The sequence below is a fragment of the Thermorhabdus hydrogeniformans genome, from assembly GCF_049310025.1.
Lineage (GTDB): Bacteria > Bacillota > Thermosediminibacteria > Thermosediminibacterales > Tepidanaerobacteraceae > JBJYKD01.
In genome coordinates, this window is the sequence record NZ_JBJYKD010000049.1 from 1 (window position 1) to 14619 (window position 14619).

A 14619-nucleotide genomic window follows, 5' to 3' on the forward strand; every position below is an offset into this window, starting at 1 on the left:
TTCTATATTTAGTTTTCAAGGTCCATGTTTAACTGGAATTTGAATAAGTTTGATTTACTAAATATATTATACGAGGGAGGTGAACACCCTGCTGGAGGAACTTAACAAATATAGAAGATGAATTTATATTTATAGATCTTATTTTTACTTCAAAAACTCTATGAAAAAGTGGAGGCAGATTTATTATGAATAAAATCATGAAATTTTTAGAAGAAAAAGCAATGCCCGCTGCAGCAAGAATAGCATCATTAAGGTATATAAGAGCAATACGTGATGGATTGGCTGTAACAATGCCTCTTATAATAGCGGGATCAATTTTCTTAATTTTAGGCAATGTTCCGATTAAAGGATATAATGAGTTTATAAATGGAATTTTTGGGCCTAATTTTTCAACCAAGTTATTGTATCCTGTTCGAGTGACTTTTGACATAGTTACTTTAATTGCTATATTTTCGATTTCATATCAACTGGCTAAGGAACACGGCGTTGACGGGGTTTCAGCCGGTACATTATCCTTAGCAGCATTTTTGCTTTTAATTCCCGTAGAGACAATTAATGTTACATTGCAGGATGGTAGTGCCCTTAATTTGGGAAGAGTTTGGCCGACCGCCAATTTTTCTGCGGGAGGATTAATAGTAGGAATATTAACAGCAATTCTTGCTACTGAAATATACGCTTATGTTGTTAAAAGAAACTGGATAATTAAGATGCCCGAGTCTGTCCCACCGGCAGTTATGAAATCCTTTGAGGCTATAATTCCGGGATTCATAATTCTTGTCCTATTCTTCTTTATTCGCCTTGGATTTGAAAGTACTTCCTATAAAACAATTTTCACTTTCGTCACCAAGTTCGTTGCGGCACCGTTATCAAAGGTTGGATTATCCTTTGGCGGCATGGTATTTACAATCTTCCTTTATAATCTCTTCTGGACGATGGGCATACATGGAACCCGGGTTGTATTCGGTGTCCTGGATTCTATATTGTTACCTGCTATGGATCAAAACCGTTTGGCTTTGGAAGCAGGAAAAGCTCTTCCCAACATAGTAACAAAGCAATTTTACGATAACTTTGCCAATATTGGTGGTTGTGGCGCTACTATAGGCTTGATATTGGCTATATTCTTGTTTGCCAAATCAAAGCAGTTGAGATCTCTTGGCAAATTAGCCATTGTGCCGGCAATTTTCAACATCTCCGAGCCGATAATATTTGGAGTGCCTGTAGTTATGAATCCGATTATGATGATACCCTTTATTTTATCCAATATGATGGTGGGTATTATAACCTACCTTTCCATGGCATTGAATCTAGTGAGCAAACCCGCAGGTATAGCTGTACCATGGCCGGTTCCGGCGTTTATATCTGGTTTTCTCGCTACTAATGGCGACTGGAGAGCCATTATTTTACAGGCCGTCAACATTGTAGTAGCCGGTTTGGTGTATTTACCTTTCTTGCTGGCGTGGGATAGGCAAAAACTAGAAGAGGAAAATGAGGGTTAGAATTAAAAATGAGTATAATTTGTAATCTTGCTGTTGAAGCAGTAGCTGCCGTATATTATTTGAAAGGAGATGTTGCAACATGACCGCAATTGAAGAAATTTCGTTTAAATTGATTCTCCATAGCGGTAACGGAAGGAGTTACGCTTTTGAAGCAATAAGGGCGGCAAGAGAAAATAATTTTGAAAAGGCAGAAGAGTTATTAGAAATGGCTCGTAAGGAATTGGAAGAGGCGCACCGTACTCAGACGGAACTCCTTCAAAAGGAAGCCAGTGGAGAAAGTAATATTATAAATCTTTTGTTAATTCATGCACAGGACCATTTGATGACGGGTATAACCGTCAAAGAGATTGCAGAGGAGATAATAAATTTGAGGCGGGATATGTCGAAATAAAAAGATAAGGAGGATTATACGGATGGGCGTGACTAAATATACTTTACCTAAAGACTTTATTCTCGGAGCGTCTGCGTCTGCATGGCAGACAGAGGGATGGGCGGGCAAAAAGTCATGGCAGGATTCTTATATAGACATTTGGTACAAATCAAATCCGGAGATGTGGCATAATGGCTACGGTCCTGCTATTGCTACCGATTTCTACAATAGATATCGCGAGGATATCAAATTAATGGCCGAGATTGGTCTGAATGCTTACAGAACATCCATAGATTGGTCAAGGTTCATTAAGGATTACGAAACAGCAGAAGTAGATGAAGATGCCGCCGGGTATTATAGTAGAGTAATTGATGAATTGATAAAAAACGGAATTGAACCCATGATTTGTCTGGAACATTATGAACTACCGGCAGAGTTGTTTAATAAATATGGAGGTTGGGGATCCAAGCATGTCGCCGAGCTATACGTAAAATATGCCGAACAAGCTTTTAAATTGTTCGGCGATAAAGTAAAATATTGGTTTACATTCAATGAACCTATAGTTATACAAACGAGAGTATATTTGGATAGTGTAAGGTATCCTTTTGTACAGGATACAAAAACTGCCATGCAGTGGAGTTATAATAAGATTCTTGCCAGTGCTAAGGCTGTCAGCGTATACAAGCAAAAGAAGTACGGCGCGAAAAACAACGGGAAAATCGGAATTATATTAAATCCAGAGGCAACCTACCCGCGGTCGTCAGCAAGTCACGATATAAAAGCTGCAAAAATGTACGATTTGTTCTTTAATAGAATTTTCCTCGATCCGTGTATTAAAGGAGAGTTTCCTCCAGAGTTATTCAATTTATTACAAAAGCATGAATGTATGTTTGAATATACGCTGGATGAACTTGATATTATCAAAAATAACACTATAGATATACTTGGCTTAAATCTTTATCACCCTGCAAGAGTCAAGGCAAGAAATGAAAAATGGAATCCTGAGGTACCCTTCCATCCCTCATACTATTACGATGAATTTGTACTTCCGGGCAGAAAAATGAATATATATCGTGGGTGGGAGATATACCCCCGAATCATGTATGATATGGCCATTAGGATAAAAGAGGAATATGGAAATATAGAGTGGATAGTCACAGAAAACGGAATGGGTGTGGAAAACGAATATAGATTTAAAGATGAATCTGGAGTTATTCAGGATGATTATAGGATCGAATTTTTCGCAGATCATTTGAGATGGCTCCTTAAAGCTATAGAAGAAGGTGCAAATTGCAAGGGATACATGGTGTGGTCTTTTACAGATAATGTATCGCCTCAGAATGCTTTTAAAAACAGATACGGCCTGGTAGAAATAGATTTGGATAACAACAGGAATAGGAGAATTAAAAGGTCGGGCTATTGGTTTAAGGAACTCTCGCAAAACAGGTGGTTTGAATTTAAAGATTTTACACCTGAATTTAAGTAAAATGTCCGGTGGAGAGAAAAATTATACCCTGAATAATGGAGGGATAAAGGTTGAAAAGAATACTTTTGGTATGTTCGGCAGGTATGTCTACAAGTTTATTGGTTAATAAAATGAAAAGCGCGGCAAAAGAAAAAGGAATTGATGCTGAAATATGGTCGGTTTCCACCAACGCCTTGGATGAAAATATTTCGAAGGCAGATGTGGTATTGATCGGCCCGCAGATTAGATTTATGCTCCAAAAAGTAAAAGAAAAAGGGGCAAAATATAATGTCCCTGTGGATGCCATTGACCCGACGGATTATGGCAGGTGCAACGGCTCAAATGTTCTGGAGAAAGCAATAAAAATGATCGATGAAAATAAAAACAATAAAATCTGAACTCAACTGTTTTGTATCTTTTTTTAAAAGAGAGATGATACTGATGTTAAAAAGCCAAAAATTAAGAGAAGTGGCAGTGGAAATGGATTCATTGAAAATGGGCATGGGATGGTCGGAAGAGGATTTGGGAAAACCTCAGATTTTCATTCAGAGCACTTGGGGGGATAGCCACCCCGGAAGCGCCCATTTACTTAAGCTGGTATTAGAAGCGGAGAATGAATTACTGAAAGTGGGAGCCAGGCCAGCAAAATATACAACTACTGATATCTGTGACGGCATTGCTCAGGGCCACGACGGGATGAATTATTCTCTTTTATCACGTGAAATGATCTGTAACATGATAGAAATTCAGGCTATGGCTACCCCTTTCGATGGAGGGCTTTTTTTAGCAAGCTGTGACAAAGGTATCCCTGCCCATTTGAAAGCCATTGCAAGACTTGATATGCCTTCTATAATAATGCCCGGCGGCGTGATGAAAGCAGGTCCGAATCTCCTTACTCTCGAGCAGGTAGGGGCCTACAGCGCAATGATGAAAAGAGGCCAGATCAGCGTGGAAGAATTTAAAAAGATTCAGAAGGAGGCCTGCCCCTCTTGTGGAGCTTGTTCTTTTATGGGCACTGCGGTAACCATGCAGATCATGGCGGAAGCTTTAGGAGTTGCCCTGCCGGGGACGGCTGCAATCCCCGCCACCTCTGAGGAGATTAAAATTGCGGTCCGCCGGGCTGCTGCTCAACTTATGAAAATTATCGAACTTAATCTGAGACCTTCGGACATATTGACGGAGAAAGCTTTTGAAAATGCGATCATGGTGCATGCTGCTATAGCCGGTTCTACAAATGCCCTTCTTCACCTGCCGGCCATTGCCCGTGAATTGGGCATTCAAATCGGGCCCGAACTCTTTGACAGAATCCACAGAGTTGTTCCCTATATAGTGAATGTGAGGCCCAGTGGATACTATCCGGCCGAATACTTTCGGTATGCCGGAGGGGTGCCGGCGGTGATGGAGGAAATAAGGGAATTTTTACATCTTGACCAGCTGACGGTAACGGGTAAGACTGTAGGAGAAAATCTTGAAGAACTTAAGTCCAGCGGATATTATGAGAAATGTCAAAAATACCTTTCAAAGATGGGATTGAAGAAGGAAGACATCATAAGGCCTGTAAAAAATCCACTCCAACCCCAAGGAGCTCTGGCAGTACTGAAAGGTAACCTGGCGCCCGAGGGGGCAGTGGTAAAACACTCTGCTGTAGCGAAGAATATGTTAAAGGCTACTCTGATCGCAAGGCCTTTCGACTCCGAAGAAGAAGCCTTCGCTGCAGTAATAAACGGGAAAATAAAGCCCGGAGATGCGGTAATTATAAGATACGAAGGGCCTAAAGGAAGCGGGATGCCGGAAATGTTTTACACCACAGAAGCTATTGCGTCTGACCCCGGACTTTCTGCATCCGTCGCCATAATCACAGACGGGCGGTTTTCCGGGGCAACGCGAGGTCCTGCCATCGGGCATGTTTCTCCCGAAGCCGTTGAAGGGGGACCTATATCCTTGGTTGAAGAAGGAGACCTGATAAAAATTGATATTCAGGGTAGGGCTCTCGATATAGTGGGAATCAAAAGCGTGGAAATGGATAAAAAGGAAATAGAAAATGTTCTTGCAGAAAGGAGAAAAAAATGGCAACCTCCGAAATTAAAAAAAGATAAAGGTGTTATCAGATTTTATCGTAAGTTGGCGGTATCTCCAATTAAAGGTGCTTATATGGATTAGTGTTCCGGTTTTATAATGATTTGGCAATTCATTTAATGATAGGACAAAATTAAATATGAGTGGTGATAATATGATAATGTCTTTCAGATGGTATGTAGAAGATTTTGATAGTGTTACGCTGGCCCAAATAAGACAGATCCCCGGCGTTAAAGGTGTTGTTGCGAGTTTATATGATATTCCCGTGGGGGAAGAATGGCCTTTTGATAGAATACTGAAAATGAAAAAGAAAATCGAGGATAAAGGATTAAAATTAGTCGCGATTGAAAGCGTAAACGTTCATGAAGATATAAAACTCGGGTTGCAGTCCAGGGACAAATACATAGAAAATTATAAAAGGACAATAGAAAATATAGGGAAAGCCGGAATACCTGTTATATGCTATAATTTCATGCCTGTTTTTGACTGGTTTAGGACGGACCTTGAAAAACCGATAAACGATGGCTCCAGAGTATTAGCATACGACCACGAAATGATTAATAAAATGAATCCGTATTTAATGCTCGAAGAGGTTCAGACAAAAAGCAACGGATATGTACTTCCCGGCTGGGAACCGGAAAGATTAGCTTATTTAAAAGATTTACTGAAAAAATACGAAGGTTTTACAGAAGAAATGTTGTGGGAAAATCTTGAATATTTTTTGAGGGCAATAATCCCGACTGCCGAGAAGTACAATGTAAAAATGGCTATTCATCCCGATGACCCACCGTGGCCTGTTTTTGGACTGCCACGAATAATAAAAGATAAAGAGAGTTTGGAAAGACTTATTAATATCGTCGACAGCCCCTCCAACTGTATAACTTTATGCAGCGGTTCGCTGGGGGCGGATGTTAGAAATGATATTCCTGAAATGATAAGATACTTTGGCAAAAAGGGACGAATTGCCTTTGGCCACGTAAGAAATATAAAGATTGAAGGGGAAAAGAAATTTTATGAATCATCGCACCTTTCCAGTGATGGTTCCCTCGACATGTTTGAAATAATGAAGACATATCACGATATAGGGTTTGATGGGCCGATTAGGCCTGATCACGGAAGAATGATATGGGGTGAAAAGGCAAGACCCGGCTATGGGCTCTATGATAGAGCTTTAGGTGCAGCATACTTAAATGGGCTATGGGAAGCTATTGGTAAAATGAAAAATTTATAGGCGATAGTGTCTAAATCACGCAATCGTGATATAATATTCTTAACCCTATACTGATCTTACAGGGGTGATATTTTGCTTTTACCATCAGGAATAGATGATTTTAAAGATATCATCGAAGGCGGCTACTACTACGTCGATATAAATACTTCTTCTCCAATGAAAAAGATTATTCATACCTTTTCAGAGGATTAAAAATTGAAAATGACCCATATGCTCTAAAACATATGAATAATTACCCCGTTGTACATATAACATTTAAAGATGCTAAATTTCAGGACTGGAACGCAGAATTTGCTATGCTGAAAAAGATAATAGGGAAAATTTACGCACAAAAAAGATACTTGCTTGAAAGTGAAAAATTAGGAAGATGGGATAAGAAATTCGCATATACAGGCAAAAAGCCCTCCATTTAAGGGGGCTATTTTATTGGAATTCCCAGGGTTTTGCATCGACGCCCGAAAGCCTGAAAATACTTGACGCGGTCCATAAGTTCCATGACTATTGACAATCTCATTTCACGATGGATAAAATAAATTGGATGGGATTTTTTTATGTACGGAAAAAAACTAAGGGGGACTTATAATGCATACCAAGTTTATATTCATCACAGGGGGAGTGGTATCCTCCCTGGGGAAAGGCATTACGGCGGCGTCGCTGGGACGCCTTTTGAAAAGCAGGGGTCTTTCTGTCTTTATGCAGAAGTTTGACCCCTATATAAATATCGACCCCGGCACCATGAGCCCTTACCAGCACGGAGAGGTCTTCGTCACCGAAGACGGTGCTGAGACCGATCTGGATCTCGGGCATTACGAGCGCTTTATAGATGTTAACCTTACAAAAGACAGCAATGTCACCACCGGCAAGATCTACTGGTCCGTTATAACAAAAGAGCGCCATGGAGATTTTCTTGGAGGAACCGTGCAGGTTATACCCCATATCACCAATGAGATAAAAGACCGGATTACCAGAGTTGCAAAAAACTTTAGCCCCGATGTGGTAATCACCGAAATCGGAGGCACCGTAGGCGACATCGAAAGCCTTCCCTTCCTGGAGGCCATCCGCCAGCTTAAGACTGACATAGGCCGTGAAAACATACTCTACATTCACGTAACGCTGGTGCCTTATCTTTCAAGGGCCGGTGAGCTCAAAACAAAACCCACCCAGCACAGCGTGAAAGAACTCAGGAGCATAGGTATACAGCCCGACATTATCGTCTGCCGTTGTGAGAGGGCCCTTTCCGAAGAACTCAAGGAGAAAATAGCTCTTTTCTGCAATGTGGAGCCCGAAGCCGTCATACAGAACTACGACGCCGATACCATATACGAAGTGCCCCTCATATTAAAAAATGAAGGCCTTGACCAGATTGTGGCCAAAAAGCTGGGAGTCGACGGTATGAAGGCCGATCTTTCAGAGTGGGAAGAAATCGTCAGGAGGGTGAAAAATCCCTCGCGGCAGGTCAGGATTGCCCTGGTAGGCAAATACGTAGAACTTCACGACGCATACCTGAGTGTGGCCGAGGCCCTGTGCCACGGGGGAATAGCCAACGATGCAAAAGTGGATATAAAATGGGTGCACTCCGAGGACCTGGAGAAGAAAAACGTGGATATCCATTCCGTATTTTCCGATGTTGACGGCATACTGGTGCCCGGCGGCTTTGGAGACCGTGGGATAGAAGGCAAAATCATTGCAATTAAATATGCAAGAGAAAACGGAGTTCCGCTTTTCGGCATATGCCTTGGCATGCAGTGCTCGGTCATTGAGTTTGCCCGCAACGTGTGCGGCCTGGAAGGCGCCCACAGCACCGAGTTTAACCCCCATACCCGGCACCCGGTGATAGACCTGATGCCCGAACAAAAAGGCATTGAAGCCAAAGGGGGCACCATGCGCCTTGGCCATTATCCATGCCGACTCGAACCGGATACCAGGACAATGGCCGCTTACGGCCGGGAGCTTATCGAAGAGCGCCACCGCCACCGCTATGAATTCAACAACGAATACCGGGACATCCTGCAAAAAGCCGGAATGGTCCTGTCGGGGCTTTCCCCGGATGGCCGCCTGGTGGAGATAATCGAACTGAAAGGCCACCCGTGGTTCGTTGGAACCCAGTTTCACCCCGAATTCAAGTCAAGGCCCAACCGCCCGCACCCCCTTTTCAGAGACTTTGTAAAGGCGGCCATTGAACATAAAACCTCCCGCCGATAGCAACATCGCTCCCTCGCAACACTTTATATCTTCTGCCTCTGGTCTGATTAAAGACATAAACAAGGTCAGGAACATTATTCCTGACCTTTTATATTTACCGCCGCAGTCCTGATTATTTTGTTCGACAATTTTTTATAATTCTTGCAGGAAAAAGTTAAAAAATGTCTAATTATATATAATGCGCGTATAATTTTCCAATCTTTCCTTATATTGCTTGGTCAGATGAGGAAAGATTAAAAGACCACCCGGCAATCCGGTTTTATGCAAAACAAACCTTTAGCTATTTTAGTTTACAAGGGGGAATTGATTTGAAAGGCTTTCGCTTAAGAATGGTTTTAACCACCGTTCTACTGGTCCTAATTTCCATGGGAGGCTACATTTTTTATTTTCACGCCGGGGACCTGGCAAAACAGGAGACGATTATAATGCTTGCCGGGGCCGCTGTTTTATCAGGCATAATTTCTTTCGCGGTTTCCAGGACAACTTCGGCTCCTGTGGACAGCATTTTGGAGGGTATTGAGGCTGTTTCAAGAGGAGACTTCACTGTAAGGGCGAAGAAAGTATTGAATGACGACATGGGCAGGCTTGCGGACGCTTATAACGACGCCATTGACAAAGTAAAAGCGATGCTGGCGGATGTAATGAAATCCGTAGAGGAAATGATTTCTTCAGCCAATTCCATTGAGGAGATTGCCAGACAAAGCGAGGAGGCATCTGCCACCTTTGAAGGCTCTATAAAAGAAAGCATGCAGAAAAACAATGAAAAAATGGAAGAAATAAAGAGCCTTGTAAATTCCATATCCGATATGTTGTCACAGATGAGCGCGGGAGTGGAACAGATAGCGTCGAACGCATCAAATGCTTCCGCTACCGCCGTTAGTGCGGCAGAGCTCGCAAATGCGGGAGAATCCGCCATGCACCAGGTTACGGAACAGATGAAAAAAATCAATGAATCAAGCGTCCACACGGGAGAAGTGATAAAGAAGCTGGGAGAAAAGTCTGAAACCATCGGCCAGATAGTGGAGACCATTACGGGCATAGCGGACCAGACCAACCTTCTTGCCTTGAATGCCGCCATAGAGGCCGCCCGCGCCGGAGAACAGGGCAGGGGGTTTGCCGTGGTGGCAGACGAGATAAGGAAGCTTGCAGAGCAGTCGGGCAATGCTGCAAAGCAGATTGCGGAGCTTATTTTTTCCATCCAGGAAGAGACCAAAAAAGCGGTTGACGCCATGCGCTCCGGCAGTGAAAACGTGACTAACGGAATGGAAGCTGTTAAAAACGCCGCCGAGGCTTTTGACAGGATACTTTCCGCAGTCCAGAAAGTAGCCGAGCAAATGCAGGAAATCTCGGCCGCCACCCAGGAGATGGCCGCAAGCGCCGAGGATACAAATGAATCTTTCAAAAAAATGGCGGATATTTCGGTGGATACGTCGATACATGCTCAGGACATCGCCTCATCGGTGGAAAAACAGCACATGCTGCTTGGCGAAATTGCGGCATCGGCCCAAATCCTTAAAGAAACCGCCGCCAAAGTTGAAAAATCCCTGAAGGCAATAAAAATACAGCAGTCAGGCGAACACTCACCAGAGGTAAGCTGAAAGAAATTTTTCATTAAAAAAAGAACCCCCCAATAAATTAACCCGCCGACGGTTGCCGGGAGATTCTCTCAACCGCCGGCGGGTTTTTTCAAATTATAATCCCATCCATTTCGCCTTACGTATAATCTAGCATAAATGCCATGTCTGTGCAACATGCTTTTTTATTATTTTTCCTTCATGATTTTAAAAAATAAGGTATAATTAAAATATACGGCTTCGAAAAATGCTGCAATAAAACCCGGCACCTGATTTAACATCTTATACCGGAGGTAATTCATATAATGGAAATAAAAATCATAAAAGAAAACGAAAAGGAATTTTTCAACGAATTCATGGCCTACGGTCCAAAAGGCCACGTGCTCCAGTCATACGAGTGGGGGGAAGTAAAACGCCGCACCGGTTGGGAACCCATAAGGATGCTTGTATTAAAGGAGGGAAAACCGGTGGCGGGCATATCCATATTGAAAAGGCGCATTCCTCTTCCGGGCCTCGACAAATGCATTTTCTACGCCCCCCGGGGGCCGGTGACCGACTTCTCCGATAAAGAGACGATAAAATTCCTCTTTTCCAGCGTAAAGACCATAGCCGCAAAGCACGGCGCCATTCTTTTGAAAATAGACCCGGACATCAAGGCGCCGAACGACGAGGTGGTAAAAACTTTAAAATCACTGGGGTTCGTCTCCCGGGACAGCGGCCCCAACTTTGAAGGCGTCCAGCCGAAATTCGTTTTTCGACTCCCTCTAAACAAACCCCTGGACGATATTTTCGCGTCCTTTCATGAAAAGACCCGCTATAACATAAGGCTCTCGGCCCGCAAGGGCGTTGTGGTCAAGGAGGGGACCCGGGAAGACCTGAAGCCCTTTTATGATATACTCCGGGAAACCTGCATAAGAGACAAATTTCTTGTCAGGGGGTATGACTACTTTGAAGCCCTCTGGGACGAACTGGTGGAAAAGGGTCTGGCAAAGCTCTTCATGGCGGAGTATCAGGGCAAATACATCGCCGGCACCATCGCCTTTATCTTCGGCGATAAAGCATGGTATATCTATGGGGCATCTTCCAATGAAAACAGGAACGTCATGCCCAACTACGCCCTGCAGTGGGCAATGATAAAGTGGGCCAAAGAGCAGGGGTGCACCATGTACGATTTCAGGGGCGTATCGGGAGACCTGTCCCCTGACAACCCCCTTTACGGCCTCTACCGTTTCAAAAAGGGCTTCGGCGGCGAATTCACCGAATTCATAGGCGAGTTCGACATGGTGCTGTCGCCGTTTTTCTATTACCTGTGGGAGCATATCATACCCCGTTACCGCGAGGCGAGGAGGAAAGTGGTAAACTTCCTGCGGGGTTTAAAAAATGATTAAACCAAAGTTTTTTGTGTAAGATATTAAAACGGAGGTGCTTATATTGCTAAGGAAACTTACTCCCGCCGAACTTCGGGAGACCTGCGACCCGTCGCTTTTTTGCTTCCGCTCCACGGAGGAACTGGAGCCCATATCCGACATCATAGGCCAGGAGAGGGCCGTAAGGGCCATGGAATTCGGCCTGAAAATAGACCATAAGGGCTACAACATCTTTATGACGGGCCTCACCGGCACCGGAAAGACCAGCTACGCACGCTTTGCGGTTTCCAGAGCGGCAGAGAAAAAACCCGTACCCGACGACATAATTTACGTATACAATTTTTCAAAACCCGAAAAACCCCGTGCAATAAAACTCCCCGCAGGGAAAGGCTCCGAATTTTCGAAAGACATGGAAAAACTGGTGCAGGAAGCAAGACAGGAGATTGCAAAAGTTTTTGACGACGAAACTTTTGAAAAGCAGAAGCAGGCACTTATTGAAAGGTATCAAAAGGCCTCCATAGAATTGTTCGAAAAACTCGAAGAGGTTGCAAAATCGGAAGGTTTTACCATCCAGAAAACTCCCCAGGGCATTATAACCATCCCCCTCAGAGAAGGCAAGCCCATGAGCCAGGAGGAATTCGAACAGCTTTCCGATGAGGAAAGAAAGCTGCTTGAAGAAAAAAGCCGTGTTCTCCAGGTGAAAATAGACGAGACCCTTCGAAAGGTAAGAGCCCTGGACAAACAGGCCAGGGAGGAACTTTCCGAACTGGAAAGGGAGACGGCCCTCACCACCATAAATCCGCTGTTCGAAGAAGTTTCCGCCAAATACGCAGCTTACGAGCAAATAATCTCTTATCTTAAAGCAGTAAAGGAGGACATCATAAAAAACCTTTCAATTATAAAGCAGGACCGGCGGGAAAAAGGCGAGGGCCTGGATGCGGTGCAGCTGCTTAACGTTTCCGCCCCGCAGGAAGATTTTTTCCTGCGCTACCGCATAAACCTCTTCGTGGACAATAGGGCTACAAAAGGCGCCCCTGTGGTCTTTGAGACAAATCCAACATATTATAACCTTTTCGGGAAAATAGAGGGAAAAGCCCAATTCGGCGCCGTGACCACCGATTTTACCATGATAAAAAGCGGCGCCGTCCACAGGGCAAACGGAGGGTATCTGGTGCTGCAGGCGGCGGACCTGTTCAAAGACCCCTTTGCCTGGGACACATTAAAGAGAACCCTGAACAATGGCGAATGCCGGGTGGAGAACATCGGGGAACAGTACCGCACGGTACCTACCATTACATTAAAGCCCGAGCCGATACCGGTAAACGTAAAGGTGATTCTCATCGGGACCCCGTATATTTACTTTTTGCTGAATACTTATGACGAAGATTTCAGGAAATTGTTTAAAATAAAAGTCGACTTCGACGTGGAGATGGACCGAACCCCTGATAACCTGAGAAATTATGCCGCCTTCATATGCCACATATGCAAAAGCCAGGGCCTGATCCACTTTGAACCTTCGGGGGTGGCGCGGGTGATCGAATACAGCTCCCGCCTCGCCGAAGACAAAAAGAAGCTTTCCACCCGCTTTAACGACATAGTGGAGGTGCTCTACGAAGCCAGCGCCTGGGCGGCCATAGAAGGCGCTTCATCCGTCACCGGCGAACATGTGGAAAAGGCCATCTCGGAAAAGGTCTATCGCTCCAACCGCATCGAGGAGAAGCTCTTTTCCATGATCGAAAGAGGAGAAATCCTTGTAGACACCGAAGGCAAGGCTGTGGGGCAGGTAAACGGCCTTTCGGTCCTAGACATAGGGGACTACGTCTTCGGCCAGCCCTCCAGAATAACCGCCAGGGTATATCTGGGAGACGAGGGCGTCGTTAACATCGAGCGCGAGGCAAAGATGAGCGGCCGCATCCACGACAAGGCCGTCATGATACTGACCGGTTTTCTGGGCGAGCGCTACGCAAAAGACATGCCCCTGACCATATCCGCATCCATAGCCTTTGAGCAGAATTACGGCGGCATAGAGGGCGACAGCGCCACCTGCGCCGAACTCATAGCGCTTTTGTCCGGCATTTCCGGCATCCCGGTGCGCCAGGACCTGGCCATTACCGGATCATTAAACCAGCACGGGCAGGTCCAGCCCGTGGGCGGCACCACGTACAAGATAGAAGGCTTCTACCACGCCTGCAGGATAAAAGGCCTTACCGGCACCCAGGGCGTCGTCATACCCAATCAGAACATCGACAACCTCATGCTCAAGCCCGAAGTTGTAAAGGCCGTCGAAGAAGGCAGATTCCATATCTATTCAATAGAGACCATCGACGACGCCATAGAGATAATGACCGGCATGCCCGCCGCCGAATTCCACGAAAAAGTCAAGGCCTCCCTCCTTGCCATGGCCAAAACCGCCAAGGAATTTTTCGACGGGGAGAAATGAAAAATACCCGGTTTGCCAGCCGGGTTTTTTATTCTTTCTAGATTTGATCCGAAGTTGATTCCTAAACATTTTTAATTTACAATATAGTTAACATCTACAAAAAAAATCGCCTCATAAGGGGTTGAACTAAAGATGATTCCTCAAGAAAAAATAAATCAAGCCGGTTGATATTCTTGTTGTATCTTCAAAATACGTTGAGGAATGGAAAAACGTAAAAGGAACTGTATTATATCCTGCGCTGAAAGAAGGTAAAGTATTATATGAAAAACATTGAACCACTTAAGAATAGGCTGAAGCAATAATTCTTTCATCGAAATAAATAAAAGTCCTGCGGTAAAAAGTCAAGTACCTAAAAATAACAAAATGGAAAATATTTAGCTCACTTTTTGTAAAAAAGA

General features: G+C 44.2%; 10 protein-coding genes and 1 pseudogene. All 11 read left to right on the forward strand.

Annotated elements, in window-relative coordinates:
• The first annotated feature begins 185 nt into the window (after window positions 1-185).
• The 11 genes and pseudogenes from celB (at window position 186) to ACKX14_RS14870 (ending at window position 14221) form a co-directional block, all read left to right on the forward strand.
• Entirely contained in the window at window positions 186-1496 is a 1311-nt protein-coding gene (gene celB / locus ACKX14_RS14820; protein ID WP_422449016.1) for a PTS cellobiose transporter subunit IIC, read from the forward strand.
• A 79-nt stretch (window positions 1497-1575) separates the two neighbouring features.
• On the forward strand, window positions 1576-1887 hold the full coding sequence (locus ACKX14_RS14825; protein ID WP_422449018.1) for a PTS sugar transporter subunit IIA: 312 nt from the start codon (window positions 1576-1578) through the stop codon (window positions 1885-1887).
• A gap of 22 nt (window positions 1888-1909) precedes the next feature.
• Window positions 1910-3352, forward strand: coding sequence for a glycoside hydrolase family 1 protein (locus ACKX14_RS14830; protein ID WP_422449020.1), 1443 nt, complete (start codon window positions 1910-1912; stop codon window positions 3350-3352).
• 50 nt (window positions 3353-3402) lie between these two features.
• Window positions 3403-3729 (forward strand): PTS sugar transporter subunit IIB, encoded by a 327-nt coding sequence (locus ACKX14_RS14835; RefSeq protein ID WP_422449022.1) that lies wholly within the window; start codon window positions 3403-3405, stop codon window positions 3727-3729.
• Between the two features lie 43 nt (window positions 3730-3772).
• The gene (gene ilvD / locus ACKX14_RS14840) at window positions 3773-5491 is read left to right on the forward strand and encodes a dihydroxy-acid dehydratase (RefSeq protein WP_422449024.1); all 1719 of its coding nucleotides are present in this window, start codon (window positions 3773-3775) and stop codon (window positions 5489-5491) included.
• A 70-nt stretch (window positions 5492-5561) separates the two neighbouring features.
• On the forward strand, window positions 5562-6638 hold the full coding sequence (gene uxuA / locus ACKX14_RS14845; RefSeq protein WP_422449026.1) for a mannonate dehydratase: 1077 nt from the start codon (window positions 5562-5564) through the stop codon (window positions 6636-6638).
• Between the two features lie 182 nt (window positions 6639-6820).
• A pseudogene (locus tag ACKX14_RS14850) lies at window positions 6821-7051 on the forward strand (hypothetical protein); the annotation flags it as partial.
• Between the two features lie 169 nt (window positions 7052-7220).
• On the forward strand, window positions 7221-8840 hold the full coding sequence (locus ACKX14_RS14855; protein ID WP_422449028.1) for a CTP synthase: 1620 nt from the start codon (window positions 7221-7223) through the stop codon (window positions 8838-8840).
• A gap of 308 nt (window positions 8841-9148) precedes the next feature.
• Entirely contained in the window at window positions 9149-10438 is a 1290-nt protein-coding gene (locus ACKX14_RS14860) for a methyl-accepting chemotaxis protein (RefSeq protein WP_422449030.1), read from the forward strand.
• 281 nt (window positions 10439-10719) lie between these two features.
• Complete coding sequence (locus tag ACKX14_RS14865; RefSeq protein WP_422449032.1) at window positions 10720-11802, forward strand: lipid II:glycine glycyltransferase FemX; 1083 nt, start codon at window positions 10720-10722, stop codon at window positions 11800-11802.
• A 34-nt stretch (window positions 11803-11836) separates the two neighbouring features.
• A complete protein-coding gene (locus ACKX14_RS14870) occupies window positions 11837-14221 on the forward strand; it encodes a Lon protease family protein (RefSeq protein WP_479685980.1) in 2385 nt (794 codons plus the stop codon).
• Window positions 14222-14619 lie beyond the last annotated feature (398 nt).

Coding starts and splice junctions, on each gene's coding strand:
- celB (WP_422449016.1), top strand. CDS start 186: ATGAATAAAATCATGAAATTTTTAGAAGAAAAAGCAATGCCCGCTGCA.
- ACKX14_RS14825 (WP_422449018.1), top strand. CDS start 1,576: ATGACCGCAATTGAAGAAATTTCGTTTAAATTGATTCTCCATAGCGGT.
- ACKX14_RS14830 (WP_422449020.1), top strand. CDS start 1,910: ATGGGCGTGACTAAATATACTTTACCTAAAGACTTTATTCTCGGAGCG.
- ilvD (WP_422449024.1), top strand. CDS start 3,773: ATGTTAAAAAGCCAAAAATTAAGAGAAGTGGCAGTGGAAATGGATTCA.
- uxuA (WP_422449026.1), top strand. CDS start 5,562: ATGATAATGTCTTTCAGATGGTATGTAGAAGATTTTGATAGTGTTACG.
- ACKX14_RS14855 (WP_422449028.1), top strand. CDS start 7,221: ATGCATACCAAGTTTATATTCATCACAGGGGGAGTGGTATCCTCCCTG.
- ACKX14_RS14865 (WP_422449032.1), top strand. CDS start 10,720: ATGGAAATAAAAATCATAAAAGAAAACGAAAAGGAATTTTTCAACGAA.